This window comes from Micromonospora sp. KC721, assembly GCF_004348355.1.
In the GTDB taxonomy this organism is placed as follows: domain Bacteria; phylum Actinomycetota; class Actinomycetes; order Mycobacteriales; family Micromonosporaceae; genus Micromonospora.
Map to the genome: position 1 here is coordinate 1 of NZ_SMJY01000141.1, position 16,257 is coordinate 16,257.

The following is a 16,257-nucleotide window of genomic DNA, read 5'->3' on the forward strand; positions in this document are numbered from 1 at the left end:
GGGTTCCGGCGGGGTTGTCCACGATGATGCTCACGGCATTTCCCTTCGTACCAGACGGCTGATGTCGGCCTCGGCGAGACCGTGCGTGACATGGTGGCGCAGTTGCTGTGCGGTGGCGTGCAACGCCGGCGCGGCCCGCCCGTCGCGGGTGACGGCCCGCAGGGCCAGTTCGGCGTCCTTGTGCGCCAGCCTGATACCGAAGCGGGCCCCGGTCGCCTGGGTACGGGCAACGACCGCGCCCAGCGGTCCACGTGCCAGGGCTTCGAGGACCACCTCACGGGCGATCGCGGTGGCGTCGGCGACGGTGAGCGCATCGGCGATCCCCACGACGGCCGTGGCCAACGCGGCGTTGACGGCGAGTTTGACCGCTGCCGCATCGCCCACGTCGCCCACCGGGTGGACGGAGCCGAGGTCGTGGAGCACCGTGGCGACCTCTTCCCACGGCCCACGGTGAGGATCTGCACGGTGCCCGCCGCGACCGCGTCGGCGCTGCCGACCAGGGGCGCGTCGACGAAGGTCACCCCGGCAGGCAGCCGCGCCGCCACCTGCCGAGCCGCATCCGGTCCGACGGTCGAGGTCTCCACTACCACCTGAGCCGGGCGCAAGGCCGTGGCCCCACCGTCCGTACCGAACCAGACGGCGTCGGCCGCCTCGGCGTCCCGCAGACTCGTGATGATCACCTGGGCCTCCGCGACGGCGTGGGCAGGGGTGCCGGCGGGCGCGGCTCCGGCATGAACCAAGGAGGTGCAGCGGTGACCGGTTCGGTTCCACACCGTGACCCGATGACCCCGATCCAGTAGGCGTCGGGCGATTGCGGCACCCATGGCACCGGTGCCCAACACGGCGATGTGCGTCATGCCGTCGACGCTAGGAGCGTTCAAGCCATCGAACAAGCGAATGTTGCTCATGGCAGCCATGCCCGTAGAACATGTCTGCCATGGAACTGACCCTGCTGCAAACCTTTCGGGAGGTGGTACGGCGAGGGTCGATCACCGCCGCCGCCTCCGCCCTGGGCTACACCCAGTCGGCCGTCTCCCGGCAGATGGGCCTGCTCGAACACGAGTTCGCGGCGCCGTTGCTGCATCGGCACGCCCGGGGCGTGGAACTCACCGAAGAGGGGCAGCGGTTGCTGGAACACGCCGAGGCGATCCTCGATCGGATGGACCGCACCCGCCGCGAACTGGCGGCCGTGCGGGCCGCCGAGACGGGCCAGCTCACCATCGGGGCGTTCGCGACCGCCGGCGCCGCGCTGGTGCCGCGCGCCCTGTCCGCGTTCCGCTCCACCCACCCCGGCGTCAGCGTGACCCTGGTCGAAGGGCCCACACCCCGCCTGCTGACCCGCCTGGCCGCCGCGGAGGCCGACCTTGTCATCATCAGCACCCCGGCGCGACACCCGCCCGACCCGGGCAAGCTGTGCTGGCACCACCTCATGACCGACCGCCTCCTGGTCGCCATGGCCGGCACCCACCACCTGGCCGGCCGCCGCGCCCTCAGCCTTGCCGACCTCGCCGACGAACCCTGGATCGCCGGGCCCTCCGCCACCGACGCCACCCGAGCCCTCGCCCCCGCCGGTGGCTTCGCACCGCGCATCGCCTTCACGGCATCGGACTGGACCACCAAGTTCGGTTTCGTGGCCTCGGGACTGGCCGTCACCGCGGTGCCCGCGGTCGCCGCCAGCGCCGCGCCGCCCGACGTCACTCTGGTTCCCGTCACCGATGCGTGGGCGGCGGCACGCGACATCTTCGCGGTCACTGCCGGACGTCACCACGCCGCCCGGGACCACTTCCTGCCCGTCCTCGCCCGCACCGCCGCCACCCTCGCGCCCGGGCTCGCGCCCGCGCCAGAGCCCGGCTGACCGTCCTCGACGGACCCGTCGAGAGTTCGGTGGCCCATCAGATCCGCCCACGGAGGATCACCGGATGGCGCTGCACCAGGACCAGGTTCCGGTCGACGAGGCAACCATCCGGTCGCTGCTGGCGGCCCAGTGCCGACAGTGGGCCGCCCTGCCGCTGTCACCAGCGGGCGCCGGCACGGACAACACCACGTACCGGCTCGGCGATGATCTTCTTGTGCGCGTACCGCGCACCCCCGACCGGGCGGCCTCGTCCCGGGTCTCCTTACGCGCGGCACCCACGTACTGGGACGCCCTGAGCCTCGACGACGTGACCTGGACGCGGGCGCGGGCCTGGGCGATCGGGGTGGCGGTCAGCGGCATCTCCTACTACTGGCACACCTATCCACCGTTCGTCGCCGAGTGCCGGGGGCGGCTGCGCTAAGTCGTCGGAAACTGAGCGGCGTCTCCCCACGAACTCGCCTAACCTCGCCAGGAGCACCCGACCACCCGACACGAAGAGGAGATCGATCATGAGGACGTCCGGCGGTTTCCCGGGTTCCCTGTCTGTCTCCGCCGCCAGAAAGGCACTTCGTGTTAGGTCTGTTCGAAAACCCTGTTGACCCCTTCCCGACCGACGACAACCGCACCCCGGCCGGCACCGTACGGCGGTTCCTCCTGACGGAACTGCGGCCGCTACGCCCGGTCGTGGCCGCGGCCGTCGCCACCACGATCCTGTGCGCCGCGATCGAGGTGTGGCTCATCGGGTACGCCGGCCGCCTGGTCGACACGCTCGCCGCCGGCAGCCCGGACACGCTCTGGGCCGACCACGGCACCGAACTGCTCCTCGTCGCCCTGGTGGTGCTCCTGGTCAGGCCACTGGTCAATGTGGTCGGCGAGGCGCTGGACGACATCGCGTTCCGCGCCAACGCCCGCCCGCTGGCCCGCTGGCGGGCACACCGGCACGTGTCCCGGCAGTCCGTCGGCTGGTTCCGCGACGACCTCGCCGGACGCATCGCCACCTGGGTCCGTGACGGCGGCGACGCTGCCAGCACCGCCGCGTACTCCGTCATCCACACGCTGGTGTTCGTGATCGCCTACATCGCCGGCTCGGTGTGGCTGATGTCCACCATCGACGTACGCCTGCTGCTGCCGCTGGGCGTCTGGATCCTGGCGTACGTGCTGCTCATGCGGTGGGCGGTGCCGCGCTACCGGCGCGCCTCCGAGCGGCTGCAGGACGCGGAGTCCGCGCTGACCGGCCTGCTCGTCGACTCGTACGCCAACGTCGACACCCTCGCGCTGCTCGGCGGCCAGGACTCCCGTACCGCGCACGACCGTCGGGTGTTCGCGCTGGCCCGGCGGGCGCACCTGGACCTGCAGCGGGTCGAGGTGACGATCAACAGCGCCATGATGGCGCTCGGCAGCGCGCTGCTCGTCGGGCTCGTCGGATACGGAATCGCGCTGTGGCGTACCGATGCCGCACCGTTGGGTCTCGTCGCGGCCGCGCTGGCGCTCAGCTTCCGGATCACCGCGATGGCGGAGTGGCTGCTGGATGCCGTGTCGTCGCTGTTCGGGTCCGTCGGCGCGCTGCGGCGGGCGCTGCGGACCATCGCGCAACCGCTCGCGGTCGCCGACAAGCCGCAGGCGACCCGCCTGCGGCTGAGGGGCGGAGCCATCAGCTTCTCGCAGGTCAGCCACCACTACGGTCGGGACGGGGGTGGGCTCGACCGGCTGAGTCTCGACATCGCCGCCGGGGAGCGCGTCGGCGTCGTCGGCCGCTCCGGCGCGGGCAAGTCGACCCTGGTCGGTCTCCTACTGCGGTTCCACGACGCGGAGTCCGGCACGATCACGATCGACGGCACCGACATCACGGACGTGACCCAGGAGAGCCTGCGCCATCAGATCGCCATGGTCGCCCAGGAGGCCACGCTGCTGCACCGCTCGGTCCGGGAGAACATCGCCGGTCCCGACGACGCCGACGACGCGCGGATCGAGGCGGCGCTGCGCCGGGCGTCCGCCGACCGGTTCGTCGCGACGCTGCGGGACGCGGACGGCCGAACCGGCCTGGACGCGCACGTCGGCGAGCGCGGCGTTCGCCTCTCCGGTGGCCAGCGACAGCGGATCGCGCTGGCCCGCGCGTTCTACCGGGACGCACCGATCCTGGTCCTGGACGAGGCCACGTCCGCGCTGGACTCCGAGGCGGAGGCCGCCATCCACGACACGCTCGACGAGGTGATGGCCGGCCGTACCGTGATCGCGATCGCGCACCGGCTGTCCACCATCGCCCGCATGGACCGGATCGTGGTCCTCGACACCGGCCGGATCGTCGAGCAGGGCACCCACGCCGAGCTGCGGGAACGTGGCGGGCTGTACGCGCAGCTGTGGTCGCGGCAGTCGGGCGGGTTCCTCGGCACCGGCGCCGATCGGGACGGCGTCCCCGCCCGGCTGGTGTCCGCGACGCGGATCCCGACGACCGCGTAGGTCGCGGCTGAGCACAGTCGGGCGCAGGCGCCGGCCTGCGCGACCGGTAGGGCTGCGGCGAGGGCGCTCGGTTGCTGGGGTTGAACAGGGTCTCTCGCCCCCATGTGCTGCCAAACGGACGGTATGCCCCAGCCGGGAGCCGACCGTGATCAGTCCCCTCCGGTCTCAGCGTTGTTTGCGGTCTGCAAGCCACACACGGGCCCTGCCGGATCAGCTGAGCCGGTGGGCACGGTCGAGCAGGTACCGCTGCTCGACCTGGTTGTCGGTCAGGGAGGCCGCTTCGCGGTACAGGGTGGCTGCGCCGGCCGTGTCACCGGTCAGCTGGAGCAGGTGTGCGCGGACGACGCGTTCGCGTTGCCGGGTCAGTGGCTCCTGGTTCAGGCGGTACCGGCGGTTGAGGTCGTCCAGCAGCGCGAGTCCTCGGGCCGGCCCGTACGCCTTGGCCACCGCGACGACCCGGCTCAGTCGTACCGGAGGGGTGGGGTTGAGTCGTTCCAGCCACAGGTAGAGCGCGGCGATCTGCGGCCAGTCGGTCTGCTCCGGTGACATGCTCGCCGCGTGGACGGCGGCGATCGCCGCCTGCAGTTGGTACGGGCCTATCTGCCGCCGCGGCCAGACGCTGTCGATCAGGGTGGTGCCTTCGCGGATCAGGTCGGTGTTCCACCGGGTGCGGTCCTGTTCGTCCAGCGGCACCAGTTCGTCGTCGGGGCTGGTACGGGCGGTGTGCCGAGCCTCGGTGAGCAGCATCAGCGCGAGCAGCCCGGCCACCTCGGCGTCGTCGGGCAGGGCCTGCCGGAGCATGCGGGTCAGCCGGATCGCCTCCTGGGTGAGGTCGATGCGGGAGAGCGTGTTGCCGGTGGTGGCGGTGTAGCCCTCGTTGAAGATCAGGTAGAGCACGTGCATCACCGCGGTGATCCGGCTGGCCCGGTCGGCATCGGTGGGGGCGGTGAAGCGCGCGCCGGCACGGGCCAGGTGCTGTTTGGCGCGGCTGATCCGGGTACCCATGGTGGCCTCGGTCGTGCCGTAGGCGTGGGCGATCTCGGCGGTGGTCAGGCCGCCCACTGCGCGCAGAGTGAGTGCCACCTGGGAGGGCAGGCTCAGCGCCGGGTGGCAGCACAACAGCAGCAGGGTGAGGCTGTCGTCGGTCTCCCGCGCCGGCTGGGCCTGGCGGGCCGGTTCCCGCATGGCCAGGTCGGCCGCTGCGGCCTGCTGCTCGCGGCGGCGCCGGGCCTGTTCGGAGCGCAGCAGGTCGACCAGTTTGCGGTAGCCGATCCGGATCAGCCAGCTGCGCGGGTTGGCCGGCACACCGTCGACCGGCCACGACTGGCTGGCGGCCAGCAGCGCCTCCTGTACCGCGTCCTCGGCGAGGTCGAAGCGGCCGAAGCGGCGTACCAGCGCGCCGAGCACCTGCGGCGCCTCGGTGCGCAGCAGGCGCTCGACGTCCGGGGTCATGCGATGAAATCCTCACCCATGATCGGCCGGATCTCGATCGGCTCGCCGAGCACGTCGACGATCCTGGTGACGATCTCGACGGCTCGTTCGTGACTGGCCACGTCGATCACGGCGAAGCTGGCCAGGACCTCCTTGAGTTCGGCGAACGGTCCGTCGGTGGCCACCACCCCGTGCGAGGTCTTGCGGACAGTGGTGCTGACCGCCGGGTGGCCCAGGCCCTCGCTGGTGACGAACTCGCCGGTCGCGGTCAGTTCCTGCTCGAACTTCTGGTACGCGGCGAACGCGGCCAGGGCCTCCTCGGAGGGGGTGTCGGCGGTCGCGGCGTCCCAGGCCGCGGCCGGGGTGTAGCTGAGCAGCAGGTATTTCATCGTCGTCCTCTTGGTGATCGTTTCTCTCGGCTACGCTACGTCGCCTCACGCGGCGCGGCGCAGCCACAGGGCGAGGACGGTCGTCCAGGTGAAGGCGACCAGGCCGTTGACGGCGATCTGGATGCTCATGTGATCCGGTGACATGGGCAGCAGCAGGACCAGCGCGGCGGCCCCGTTCGCCACGGCGGGCAGCACGGCCCGGCGGCGTACGTGGCGGACGGTGAGCACGATGGCGGCAATGGCCAGCGCGGTGAAGGCGACGGCAGCCGCAGCCGAGTGCACGACGCTGTGCCAGGACATCTGGGCGGCCGGTTCGTCGGGAGTGCCGACCGGGAAGCCGTACTCCGGGTCCATGGTGAACACGCCGGCCGCGATCAGTCCGACGCCGAAGATTCCCACGAGAACCGGCAGCGCACGTCGACCGGTCCCGTCGGTGAGAGTGCGCTTGATCCCGAAGGCCAGCGCCAGTCCGCCGAGGCCGGCGAGCACGAAAGTGGTGATCTGGATCCAACCCAGATCACCGGTGGCGAGCTGGCTGATCGGGTGCCGGGTGATGTCGAATCCCGCACGGGTGAGCATCTGGATGATCGCCGAGGCGAAGAACACCGGCCCGGCCAGGGCACCGGCCAGCAGCAGGCGCCCGGAGCGGCGGCGAACGGTGCGGGCGGCGGGAACAGCGATGGTGGCCATGGCTTCCTCCATTCGGTGGGCTTCTTGCCGCTACCTCGGAACCGACCCGGCGATCTCGACAGCCAACCTGTGTGGTCTGAGTCACAGGCAATGGATGTCAAGGGGCGGGGGTCGCTTCCGAGGTAGCGGCAAGCACTCACCAAGGAGGACCAATGACTGACAACCCGCAGCCGAGCGCCGAACTGCAGGCCCTGGATCGCCTGGTCGGCACCTGGAAGGTGACCGGCGGTGCCGATGGGACCGTGCGGTACGAATGGATGCCCGGCCGGTTCTTCCTCCTGCAGCACGTCGAGCTCAACCAGTACGGCCAGCCGGTCACCGGCCTGGAGGTGATCGGCAACCTGCGCCCGTTCGGTGAGCCCGCCAGCACAGACGTGGTCTCGCGGTTCTACGACGCCACCGGCAACACGTTCGACTACGTCTACGAACTCACCGGCGACACGCTCACCATCTGGGCCGGCGCCAAGGGCAGCCCCGCCTACTACCAAGGCAGCTTCAATTCGGACGGCACCGCCGTCACCGGCGAATGGACCTACCCCGGCGGCGGCGGATACACCTGCACCATGACCCGGATCTGAGAGCATCGAACCGACGGTGGCCCGGCACGGCCGAAGAGGACGGTGACCCTCGCGTAAACCGACAGGTCATGCCTCTTCGGGTTCCGGGCGCTCGTCGGGGCGGATGTGGCTACCGTGGCCAGCGTCGTTCCGTTGTCGGCGAGAGCCACCCGCCGTCCCTTCCGATGCCCGCGGCAGAGACTGAGCCACGAACACTGGACCCCGGGGGTGCAGCACTCCGTACGTTCGTCGTGCCCACACCGCCGCTGGGCGGTCGAGCGCACGTTCTCCTGGATCGACCGCTGCCGACGCACCGTCCGCGACTACGAACGAACACCCGAGCACCACGCCGCGATGGTCCAATCAGCCGGATGCTCGGGAAACACGAGCGATCGGCCCGCAGCAGCGGCCGGGTGCCGTCGCGGTCTTGCACGTCTGCGCCGGTGACCAGGACCGCGAGCAGAAGTCCGCACGTGTCGACCGCCACGTTCTCGCAAGCTGTTGTGCATGCGGTAACACAACAGCGAGACGCGGACGCGATGGCAGAGACGCCGCGTAACAACACGTTGGTGCCGCCCAAGAGGCGATGCGGGCCAGGGGAGCATCGCATCCACGGTGAACGAGTGCCGAGATTACTGCATTACTGGTAATGATAATCCAGTAATGCAGTAGGGCATAACGGGCATAACGGAGGGACACCATAATGTCTGTTCTGTTGTAACGGCGCTGATGCCGTCCAGTGAGCGGTGTTCGGTCCCGCTGCTGGCACGTTCTCGCGCAACTGATACGCCGGACCACCGGTCTGACAAACGGCCCACCCGACCTGATGAAGAGGTCGACGTCGGTGGACGGGTTCCGCTCCACGATTGGGTCGACCCCGATGGCCCACGCACACGCCTGAGGAGCGGCTACTGAACCACGAACATCGGGTGGCCGTCCTAGCTGTCTGCCCCGGACACACCGACGCCGGCCGCCGCCCGGCGTGGGCGGTCCGGGCAGACCTTCCGCGTCGACGTCGTCGTACAGGCAGGCGGTGTGCGGCGGCGCGGTCGCCCGCGGCCAGGACAGCTACGCCGTCACGGCGCCGCTCGCGGTGGAGGCGGCGCACCGCATCCTCACGGGGCAGATCAGAACGGCCGGTGTCGCCGCCGGCGAGATCTTCGACGCGCCCGACGTCCTGCGCGCGCATCACCCTGGACCTGCCCGCGTGGGACGTGGGAATCAATCCGGTTGCGACCACAGCGCTGCCCCCCTAGCCTGCCGCGGTGCTGATCAGGGGGTTCGACGAGGGTGACTGGCCGGCGGTGCGGACGATCGTCGAGGAGGTCGTGCGGGCCGGTGACACCTTCCCGTACGACCCGGCGTGGCCAGCCGAGGTGCTGCGGGAGGTGTGGGTGGAGGCCGCGCCGGGGCGTACCGTCGTGGCGGTCGACGGCGCCCGAGTGCTCGGTACGGCGAAGATGGGCCCCAACCGTCCGGGTCCCGGCCGGCACGTCGCCACGGCCAGTTTCATGGTCGCCGCCGATGCGCGGGGTCGGGGCGCGGGCCGGGCACTGGCGGTGCACGCGCTGGCCTGGGCCGGTGCACACGGGTACGCGGCGATGCAGTTCAACGCGGTGGTCGAGGGCAACGAGGTCGCTGTGGGGTTGTACCGGCGGTTGGGGTTCGCCGTGGTGGGCACGGTGCCGGAGGCCTTCGCGCATCCGAACCGCGGGCGGGTGGGTCTGCACGTGATGCACCGTTTCCTGTGACCCGCCTGGTTGCCGGGCTGCGGCATGATGGGCCGGTGAGCGACGAACCTATCGATGTGGCGGCCGCCCTGTCCGCGTTCGACGAACTGTGGAGCCCACGGATCGTGACTCGGGTCAACGACTACGACGTGCGAATCGCCAAGGTGGCTGGTGAGCACGTGTGGCACGCCCATGACCACACCGACGAGTTCTTCCTGGTCCTTGACGGGGAACTGCGCATCGCGCTGCGGCAGGGTGGCCGGGAGCGGACGGTGGTGCTGCCCCGGGGTGCGGTGTACGTGGTACCGCGTGGGGTGGAGCACCGGCCGTCCTCGGTGGACGGCGCGTCGATCTTGATGTTCGAACCGTCGGGCACTCTTACGGTGGGCGACCGGCACGAACAGGTGCCCGAGCACGTCGACGTCACCACCGGGCACCCTCTCTGAGACCACCACGCCTCGTGCGCCGACGCTCGTGCCGGCCGGTCATGAGGTGGCGGGTGCGGTCGCAGGGGCGACCGCACCCGAGGCGGTCGCTGCCACAACGGTGGCTTTTTCACCGGTGGGCCCGCCTGTAGTTTCCAGACCGAAAACAACGCCAAGCAGTTGATCTAGGCCGGCACCTGGGGTGCTGCCTCAAGATGGTGGCCTGCTGAGAGTCGCTTTGCCGTTTCTCTGGGATCCCGGTAGGTGGGATTCGAGGTCAGCGCCGTCACCGTCCGGTCCCGCCGAGCAGGGCGTCGTACTGGTCAACCGTCGGCGGCCCGGGCCGGGAGTCCGGCGGTAGCTGGGCGAGGACGTCGTCCAGCCCGCCGCAGCCCGCGCTTGGCGGCCTGCAGTTCGGGCAGCGCGGTGTAGAGGGTGCTGCGGGAGACGCCGAGCAGTTTCGCGATCGAGGTCATCGTGCGGTCCGGCTCGCCGAGCAGATGCAGCGCGTATGCGACTTTCTCCGGGGTCATCGCCGGCGGCCGGCCGAGGCGCTGGCCGCCGGCGCGGGCGGCCGCCAGGCCCTCGTTGGTGTGGCCACGATGATCGTGCGGATGAACTCGGCCAGGGCGGCGAAGACGTGGAAGACGAACATCCCGCCGGGGGTGGTGGTGTCGAGCTTCTCGTGCAGGGACAGGAAGCCGACGTTGAGCCGTTTGAGCCGACCGACGATCGTGATCAGGTCTTCCAGGGAGCGGCCGAGCCGGTCGAGGAAGACGACGGTGAGCGCGTCGCCGGGCCGGATGTACTCGAACACCTTGGTCAGCTCGGGCCGGTCGGCGTTCTTGCCGCTGGCCTTGTCGAAGAAGCACTTCGCGCAGCCGGCCGCGGTGAGCGCGGCTTGCTGGAAAACGATCGTTTCTCGGACATGACACCGATCCGAGTCGCGGCGCCGGACACGAGATGTCGACTTCCGTAGTTTGTCAATCCGCCCGTGGGAGACGCCCTCGTGTGCCGTTGATCGGCGACTGCCTGCTCATCGCGCGATTCTGTCCGAGCTCCGGCACCTTCATGATCGAGCCAGGGCTCGGGCGTGAGCTGGTCGCGGCATCCCGCTACGACGGTTGTCCCGGTGCTCGCTCTGCGGCTGCTGTGAGCTGGTCGGCCAGGTTCTTCAGGGCCTGCCGTAGTTCGTCGGGTCGGTGGATGGTGAAGGGCCATTCCAGGGAGGCGAGCAGGTGGGCCATTCCGTCCAGGCGCTCTGCCCTTGCGTGCATCAAGACACCGGCGGCGTCTGCGGTGAGTGTCACGGCGGAGCGGGGCAGTCGGCGGGCGATGTCGTCCAGCGGGCCGTGGATGAGAACCTCGACGTCCCAGCGGTAGGGCACTTGAGCCAGTGCCGAGGTCAGGTGGGTGACGGGGTCGAAGTCGTCGGGGGCGGTGAAGGTCTGCGTGCGGGTCGTGACTGATGCGATGCGGTCGATGCGGAAGGTCCGTAGGCTGTCGTGCCGGTGGTCGCGGCCGACGGCGTACCAGCGGCCGCGATGGAAGACGACGCCGTAGGGATCGAGGTCACGTTCGGTCTGGTCCTGGTGCCAGGACAGGTAGCTGATGCCGACGGTGGTGCGGGCGCGCGACGCCTGGGCCAGGGCCAGCAGCACCCTCGTCTCGGGCGCCTGTGCGGTCACCGCGTTCGTCGTGAAGGACAAGGTCTCTCGCATGGCGGCCAGCGGCTCCCGCAGGCTGTGCGGTAGGACGCGTTCGATCTTGGCCAGTGCGCCCGAATTCGCGGGGGTGGTCATGCTCATGCCCAGCCGCTCAGCGGCAAGCAGGCCCACGACGACGGCGAGGGCCTCGTCGTTGGTGAGCACCAAGGGTGGCATCCGGTAGCCGCGGGCCAGGCGGTAGCCGCCGTGGCGTCCTCGTTCGGCCTCTACCGGGATGCCAAGTTCGCGCAGGTGCGCGGCGTATCGGCGCACGGTGCGGACGTCGGTGCCGAGCCGATCGGCCAGCTCGGAGCCGGGTAGCCGCGTGTGCGACTGGAGGAGTTCCAGCAGGGTCAATACGCGGGTGAGGGGATGCGACATGGATCACTCGACCATTTCAGGGCGGAACTTGTCCTGTATTGATCCTACGCTCGCGGCGGCACCTCACTTCAGGGAGATCACATGGCTACCTTCGTACTCGTTCCCGGCGCCTGGCTCGGCGCGTGGGCCTGGGAAGACACCGCGCAGGCTCTGCGCGAGCGCGGGCATACGGCGCTGCCGCTGACGCTGACCGGTCTCGGCGAGTACGCCGACCGGGGCACCCCGGAGACGGACCTGGAAACCCATATTGCGGACATCACTGACTTCGTCGAGCGACGCGATCTGCGCGAAGTCACGTTGGTCGCCCACAGCTACGCAGCTGCTCCCGTCACCGGGGCCACCGGGCGCCTTGGCGATCGGCTGGAGCGTGTGGTCTACGTGGACAGCGCCCCGTTCGCCGCTGGCATGTGCATGCTTGACCTCATGCCACCCGAGGCTGTCGACCAGCTGCGCCAGCAGGTAGCAGAGTTCGGCGACGGGTGGCGGCTGCCGATGCCGCCCTTTGACGTCCTGGGCTTGTCCAGCAGCCTCTACGGACTCGACGAGAACAAGCGGGGGCTTCTGCGCGCAGGTGCCACCTCCCAGCCGTTCGGCACCTTCGAGCAGCGGCTCGCCGGCCCGGCCGAACCCAGCCCAGACGTCGACCGCGTCCTGGTCGCTTGCAACGACTTCAAGAACCTGCTGGACGCCGGGGTGCCGATGTTGGCGTTCCTCCACCAGCCGCCGTGGCGGCGTTTCGACCTGTCGACGGGGCATTGGCCTATGTTGTCGGCCCCAGCCGAACTCGCACACGTTCTCGGCTCGGCCGTCTCCTGACGGCGCAGAGCAGCAGATGCGTCCGATGCTTCACCAGGAGCGCGTCCGCCGGATGCGCGCCCGCGCGCAAGCACTGGCCGACGGCGTCCGGGAGGACTCCGCCGCGGCGGTCGTGCGGCGGGTCTTCGCCATCCAGGCGCAGGACGCCACGGCAGCCGACCTCGGCATCCGCGCGCGCGGCCGCGACATCACGGCCAGCGCCATTCGCACCGCGTACGAGGACGAGACAAGCATCGTCCGCAACTGGTTCATGCGCGGCACCCTGCACACCATCCCCGGCGAGGACGCCCGCTGGGCGCTGCGCCTGCTCGGCCCGCATTTCCTCGCGGCGACGAGCCGCCGCTACCAGCAGCTCGGCCTGGACGACGACCTACGCCAGCGCGCCGACCACCTGATCCGACGCGTACTGGGCACGCACGGGCCGCTGACCCGAGCCGAGCTGACCGAACACCTCACCGTCCTCGGCATTTCCCCTGACGGACAGGCGCCCTTCCACTTGATCCGCCACGCGGCACTCGCCGGCATCATCTGCCACGGCCCGCAGCGCGCCGCAGACACCACCTACGTCCTGCTCGACTGGCTGCCCAGCACCGGAAGTCACCTCGAGCAGGACGCCGCCCTCGCCGAGCTTGCCCGCCGCTACCTGATCGCCTTCGCGCCCGCAGGCGTCGAAGACTTCGCAGCCTGGTCAGGGCTACCCATCACCTGGGCACGCAGCGCATGGAAGAAACTCGCGCAATCCGGCACGATCACCACGGACGCCGGATTGACCGCGCTCGCCCGACACGGCCACCAGCCCCTGGACACGCCCCGCACGCCCGACGTACGTCTGCTCCCGGCCTACGACAATTACCTGACCGGCTCCCAAACCCGCGAGGGCTGCGTCCCCGCGGCCCACCAAGCCCGGGTCTGGCCCGGAGGCGGAACCATCCGAGCTACCGTAGTCGCCGACGGCCTGGCCGTCGCCACCTGGACGCGCCGCTCAGGCGGACGCACGATCCAGGTGGAGCCGTTCCAGCCCTGGCCACCTCAGATCCAGACCGAAGTCGACACGGAAACCGCTGCCGTCGCGCGCTTCCTGCGCTCCACCGCACTCATCGAACCGTAGAGCGCAGGCCGGCCGGGCCGGTTATGTAGGTGACGTGACCGTCTCGGGAACTGGTAGCGAAACGCTGCTCCACGGCGGAGTTCGGCGGCGACGACGAAGTGGCTGCCGAAGTACCAGGACTGCTCGTACTTGGTGACCATCGCCAGACCTTGTCGATCGGCCGCGGCAGTCACGCTGGACCTGGTGCTGAAGAAGCCTGCCGTACGCCTTTCGTTCATCGTCACGCTTGGGTGAGGTGGAAGATTTCTGGCGGCCTCTGTACCCACTCGTCGAACGGATCGTCGGCAACAGCGGCGAAGATCTCTTCGACTGGAAACCGCCAACGCGATGAGGGCCTCCATTTTCCCGACTGCGACCTCGAAGCCGCCTTCGTAGTGTCCTCTTCGCGGCTGGGGTCGTACTCGTGGCCGCCGTGCTGTCGGAGCAGGCTGCGGATTCGTTCCGCCTCTCGTTCGGCGTCCCGCTGCCGCTGCTGGTGAGCCGTGTCGCTCATGGCGCGGTCACGGTAGCTGAGCAATGACACCCGGCTGGCCAGGGTGGCGCCGTGGGTGTCGGTGGCGTGCTCGAACACGGGTAGGTCAGTCTCGTTGCCCCGCAGCCCGTCGAGCACGTGGTGCGACTCCGGCGCGGTCGCGACGATGACCTTCGTGTCGAAGGTGGAGTGCTGGTCGGAGACGTGGGTGTAGGTGGAGACGCCCTGCCCACGGGCGAAGTATCGCGACAGGTGCCGGGCGGTGATGGACTTGCCCTTGACCGGGAACCGCTGTCCGTCCGAGGACGACAGGGTGCCGGCGCCGAACGCCTGGGTGAGCGGCAGCCGGTGGTGGTAGTTGACCACCGCGGCGTTCGCGGGCTTCGAGCGTCTCGGGGGCGGAAGTACCACTCAGCGGTCCGGGCCGCCCGTAGTTTCCAGCCCGAAAACAACGCTAAGCAGTTGATCTAGGGTGTGGACGGCGTCAGCCACGCCGGGGTGGAGCGGTGTCGAGGAGTTCGGTGACCTCGGCGAGGGCGACGGCGCCGGGTTTGACGTAGCGCATGGCGGTGCGGGGGTTGTGCCACCGATTCTTGGCCATGATCAGTTGTAGGCCGGCGTTGGTGTCGCCGAGGTGGGTGGCCGCGCTGTGGCGTAGCTGGTGCAGGTTCCAGCCGGGCGAGGTGTTGGTGCGGGTGTAGTGGTCGAGCAGGACGCGGGCCCGGTCGTAGCCGAGACGGGCGCGGCCGGTGTGCGGGCAGATGTCTTTGGCCGGAGGTCGGCGGGCCGGGCCGGGGCGGCGTTCGGACAGGAAGACCGGGCCGGCGGTGCGGCTGCGCAGGAGCCGGGGCAGCAGGTGCGCGGTCGGGCGTCGAGTTCCAGGTTGGCGATGTCGAGGGCGAGGATCTCGGCGGCGCGGGCGGTGGTCTCGTAGAGCATCCGCCACAAGGTCTTCTCGCGCAGCGGGACGTCGCGGCGGGTCAGCAGCCGCTCGATCGCGGCCCGGTCGATGGAGCGGGTGGCGTCGTGGCGTTCGGTCTGGCGTTCCGCCGCGGCGGGCAGGTCCGGTGCGGGGTAGCCGTTGCGGGTGCACCAGGCCGACCAGTTCGCGATGGCGGCGCGGCGCTGGTTCCAGGTCGACGCCGCGGACTGGCCCCACAGCGCGGTGAGCGTATCGGCGAGCTCGTCGCCGGTGACGTCGCCGAGGTACCGGTCGGCGCCGACGTGGTCGGCGAGACGGTCCAGTACGCTGCCGTAGGAGCGGCGGGTGGTGGGTACCCGGCAGTGGGCGGAGGCGAGGAACCGGTCGACCGCGACCCGCACCGTGACCGTGGTCTTGTCGACGGTCACCGCGACGCTCCGGTGATGTACCGGATAACGTGCGCGAGTCGTGCAAGATCGCTGCGGGTGGCGCCGCTGGTCGTGATCGCCGCGCGATCGTCCATGTACCGGATAATAGGCCGTTATCCGGTGAAGATGGGATCACCGCGGCCAGGCCGCCACCGCCGGTCCGACGCCCGGCCGTCATCTCGACGCGGTAACCCTTCGTGATGAACGGGCGTTGCCAGGCGGCCAAGATTCGCCCGCTCATAGCCGATGTGCGGAAGTTGGCATAAGGAAGTGGTCGATGGCCCTGCCTGAGCTGTCTGGCGGTGAGGGGGTCGGCCGCGGGAGTCGGCTGGCTTGCCCGCCCACGCCCTGGCCGCTGCCCGATTCGTGGCGACGGGCTCGCCGCCTCATCCGTGCGGTGGCGCGGCTTGGCTGGGGCCGTCAATCCGGGTGCCGGCGGGGGCCAGGCTTTGCCGGTGTCAGCTGGTGAGGCCGGCGTCGTGGGCGAGTAGGGCGATCTGGGTACGGTTGTTGAGATTGAGTTTGGTGAGTATGCGGGAGATGTGGGCTTTCACGGTGGCCACGCTCATGAACAGTTCGTTGGCGATCTCGGCGTTGGACTTGCCGTGCCCGACGGCGATGGCGACCTCGCGTTCGCGTTCGCTGAGCTGATCCAGCGCGGTGGTGGCGTGCTGTTGCCGGGCGACGGCGCCGGTGTCGCTGAGGTGGGCGATGAGCTGTCGGGTCACGGTCGGCGACAGGATCGGTTCGCCGGCTGCGACCCGCGTGATCGCGCGCAGGATCTCGGCGGGTGGGGTGTGTTTGAGCACGAAGCCGCTGGCTCCGGCGCGTAGCGCGCGGAGGACGTGCTCGTCGGCGTCGAAGGTGGTCAGGATGATGACCTCGGGTGG

At 70.0% G+C, this 16,257-nt stretch carries 17 protein-coding genes and 3 pseudogenes; 8 read left to right on the plus strand and 12 right to left on the minus strand.

The genetic code is table 11. From position 1 onward, the window contains the following. Positions 1–30: 30 nt before the first annotated feature. Entirely contained in the window at positions 31–423 is a 393-nt protein-coding gene (locus tag E1182_RS21540; protein ID WP_132268214.1) for an NAD-binding protein, read from the minus strand. A 20-nt stretch (positions 424–443) separates the two neighbouring features. Then, positions 444–917, minus strand: a pseudogene (locus E1182_RS33050) (NAD(P)-binding domain-containing protein); the annotation flags it as partial. 20 nt (positions 918–937) lie between these two features. Between E1182_RS33050 and E1182_RS21550 the strand changes: the two are divergent. From E1182_RS21550 to E1182_RS21560, 3 genes are all read left to right on the plus strand, one after another. Next, entirely contained in the window at positions 938–1,855 is a 918-nt protein-coding gene (locus E1182_RS21550) for a LysR substrate-binding domain-containing protein (RefSeq protein ID WP_165942682.1), read from the plus strand. A 64-nt stretch (positions 1,856–1,919) separates the two neighbouring features. Continuing rightward, entirely contained in the window at positions 1,920–2,276 is a 357-nt protein-coding gene (locus E1182_RS21555; protein ID WP_132268218.1) for a hypothetical protein, read from the plus strand. 149 nt (positions 2,277–2,425) lie between these two features. Continuing rightward, on the plus strand, positions 2,426–4,312 hold the full coding sequence (locus E1182_RS21560; RefSeq protein ID WP_132268220.1) for an ABC transporter ATP-binding protein: 1,887 nt from the start codon (positions 2,426–2,428) through the stop codon (positions 4,310–4,312). 210 nt (positions 4,313–4,522) lie between these two features. Here the strand turns inward: E1182_RS21560 and E1182_RS21565 are convergent, their stop codons facing one another. The 3 genes from E1182_RS21565 to E1182_RS21575 are packed head-to-tail and all read right to left on the minus strand — an operon-like array spanning position 4,523 to position 6,822. Beyond that, positions 4,523–5,764: an RNA polymerase sigma factor gene (locus E1182_RS21565; protein ID WP_132268222.1), complete on the minus strand. Its 1,242-nt coding sequence runs from the start codon at positions 5,762–5,764 to the stop codon at positions 4,523–4,525. Further along, entirely contained in the window at positions 5,761–6,132 is a 372-nt protein-coding gene (locus E1182_RS21570; protein ID WP_132268224.1) for a YciI family protein, read from the minus strand. The genes E1182_RS21565 and E1182_RS21570 overlap by 4 nt, the downstream gene beginning before the upstream one ends. Positions 6,133–6,177: 45 nt before the next feature. Beyond that, positions 6,178–6,822 (minus strand): DUF998 domain-containing protein, encoded by a 645-nt coding sequence (locus tag E1182_RS21575; protein WP_132268226.1) that lies wholly within the window; start codon positions 6,820–6,822, stop codon positions 6,178–6,180. A 152-nt stretch (positions 6,823–6,974) separates the two neighbouring features. Between E1182_RS21575 and E1182_RS21580 the strand changes: the two genes are divergently transcribed. Beyond that, complete coding sequence (locus E1182_RS21580; RefSeq protein ID WP_132268228.1) at positions 6,975–7,400, plus strand: hypothetical protein; 426 nt, start codon at positions 6,975–6,977, stop codon at positions 7,398–7,400. A gap of 340 nt (positions 7,401–7,740) precedes the next feature. Here the strand turns inward: E1182_RS21580 and E1182_RS33055 are convergent. Beyond that, a pseudogene (locus E1182_RS33055) lies at positions 7,741–7,857 on the minus strand (IS5/IS1182 family transposase); the annotation flags it as partial. A 787-nt stretch (positions 7,858–8,644) separates the two neighbouring features. Between E1182_RS33055 and E1182_RS21595 the strand changes: the two are divergent. After that, positions 8,645–9,130: a GNAT family N-acetyltransferase gene (locus E1182_RS21595; RefSeq protein ID WP_132268230.1), complete on the plus strand. Its 486-nt coding sequence runs from the start codon at positions 8,645–8,647 to the stop codon at positions 9,128–9,130. 35 nt (positions 9,131–9,165) lie between these two features. After that, the gene (locus E1182_RS21600; RefSeq protein WP_132268233.1) at positions 9,166–9,555 is read left to right on the plus strand and encodes a cupin domain-containing protein; all 390 of its coding nucleotides are present in this window, start codon (positions 9,166–9,168) and stop codon (positions 9,553–9,555) included. 302 nt (positions 9,556–9,857) lie between these two features. Here E1182_RS21600 and E1182_RS32410 read toward each other — a convergent pair whose 3' ends face one another. The 3 genes from E1182_RS32410 to E1182_RS21610 all read right to left on the minus strand — a co-directional run bounded on the left by E1182_RS32410 (position 9,858) and on the right by E1182_RS21610 (position 11,621). Next, positions 9,858–10,067 carry a helix-turn-helix domain-containing protein gene (locus E1182_RS32410; protein ID WP_243706356.1) on the minus strand — a complete coding sequence of 70 codons (210 nt, stop codon included), beginning with the start codon at positions 10,065–10,067 and terminating at the stop codon, positions 9,858–9,860. After that, complete coding sequence (locus E1182_RS31735) at positions 10,064–10,522, minus strand: recombinase family protein (RefSeq protein ID WP_371687589.1); 459 nt, start codon at positions 10,520–10,522, stop codon at positions 10,064–10,066. Before E1182_RS31735 ends, E1182_RS32410 begins: the two co-directional genes overlap by 4 nt. 127 nt (positions 10,523–10,649) lie before the next feature. Continuing rightward, positions 10,650–11,621: a YafY family protein gene (locus E1182_RS21610; protein WP_132268235.1), complete on the minus strand. Its 972-nt coding sequence runs from the start codon at positions 11,619–11,621 to the stop codon at positions 10,650–10,652. 81 nt (positions 11,622–11,702) lie between these two features. Between E1182_RS21610 and E1182_RS21615 the strand changes: the two genes are divergently transcribed. Further along, positions 11,703–12,437, plus strand: coding sequence for an alpha/beta fold hydrolase (locus tag E1182_RS21615; protein WP_132268238.1), 735 nt, complete (start codon positions 11,703–11,705; stop codon positions 12,435–12,437). 52 nt (positions 12,438–12,489) lie between these two features. Beyond that, positions 12,490–13,545, plus strand: coding sequence for a winged helix DNA-binding domain-containing protein (locus E1182_RS21620; protein WP_243706357.1), 1,056 nt, complete (start codon positions 12,490–12,492; stop codon positions 13,543–13,545). Between the two features lie 526 nt (positions 13,546–14,071). Here E1182_RS21620 and E1182_RS33060 read toward each other — a convergent pair. The 3 genes and pseudogenes from E1182_RS33060 to E1182_RS21635 form a co-directional block, all read right to left on the minus strand. Further along, positions 14,072–14,442, minus strand: a pseudogene (locus tag E1182_RS33060) (Tn3 family transposase); the annotation flags it as partial. A 178-nt stretch (positions 14,443–14,620) separates the two neighbouring features. Next, the gene (locus tag E1182_RS21630) at positions 14,621–15,367 is read right to left on the minus strand and encodes a site-specific integrase (protein WP_207921471.1); all 747 of its coding nucleotides are present in this window, start codon (positions 15,365–15,367) and stop codon (positions 14,621–14,623) included. 458 nt (positions 15,368–15,825) lie between these two features. Beyond that, positions 15,826–16,257: response regulator transcription factor (locus E1182_RS21635; protein ID WP_132268242.1), on the minus strand; the 432-nt coding region annotated here is incomplete at its 5' end.

Bases quoted from the DNA above. Each gene is read 5' to 3' on its own strand.
- E1182_RS21610 (WP_132268235.1), bottom strand. From the start codon at position 11,621: ATGTCGCATCCCCTCACCCGCGTATTGACCCTGCTGGAACTCCTCCAG.
- E1182_RS21565 (WP_132268222.1), bottom strand. From the start codon at position 5,764: ATGACCCCGGACGTCGAGCGCCTGCTGCGCACCGAGGCGCCGCAGGTG.
- E1182_RS21580 (WP_132268228.1), top strand. From the start codon at position 6,975: ATGACTGACAACCCGCAGCCGAGCGCCGAACTGCAGGCCCTGGATCGC.
- E1182_RS21550 (WP_165942682.1), top strand. From the start codon at position 938: ATGGAACTGACCCTGCTGCAAACCTTTCGGGAGGTGGTACGGCGAGGG.
- E1182_RS21570 (WP_132268224.1), bottom strand. From the start codon at position 6,132: ATGAAATACCTGCTGCTCAGCTACACCCCGGCCGCGGCCTGGGACGCC.
- E1182_RS21575 (WP_132268226.1), bottom strand. From the start codon at position 6,822: ATGGCCACCATCGCTGTTCCCGCCGCCCGCACCGTTCGCCGCCGCTCC.
- E1182_RS32410 (WP_243706356.1), bottom strand. From the start codon at position 10,067: ATGACCCCGGAGAAAGTCGCATACGCGCTGCATCTGCTCGGCGAGCCG.
- E1182_RS21620 (WP_243706357.1), top strand. From the start codon at position 12,490: ATGCGCGCCCGCGCGCAAGCACTGGCCGACGGCGTCCGGGAGGACTCC.
- E1182_RS21615 (WP_132268238.1), top strand. From the start codon at position 11,703: ATGGCTACCTTCGTACTCGTTCCCGGCGCCTGGCTCGGCGCGTGGGCC.
- E1182_RS21555 (WP_132268218.1), top strand. From the start codon at position 1,920: ATGGCGCTGCACCAGGACCAGGTTCCGGTCGACGAGGCAACCATCCGG.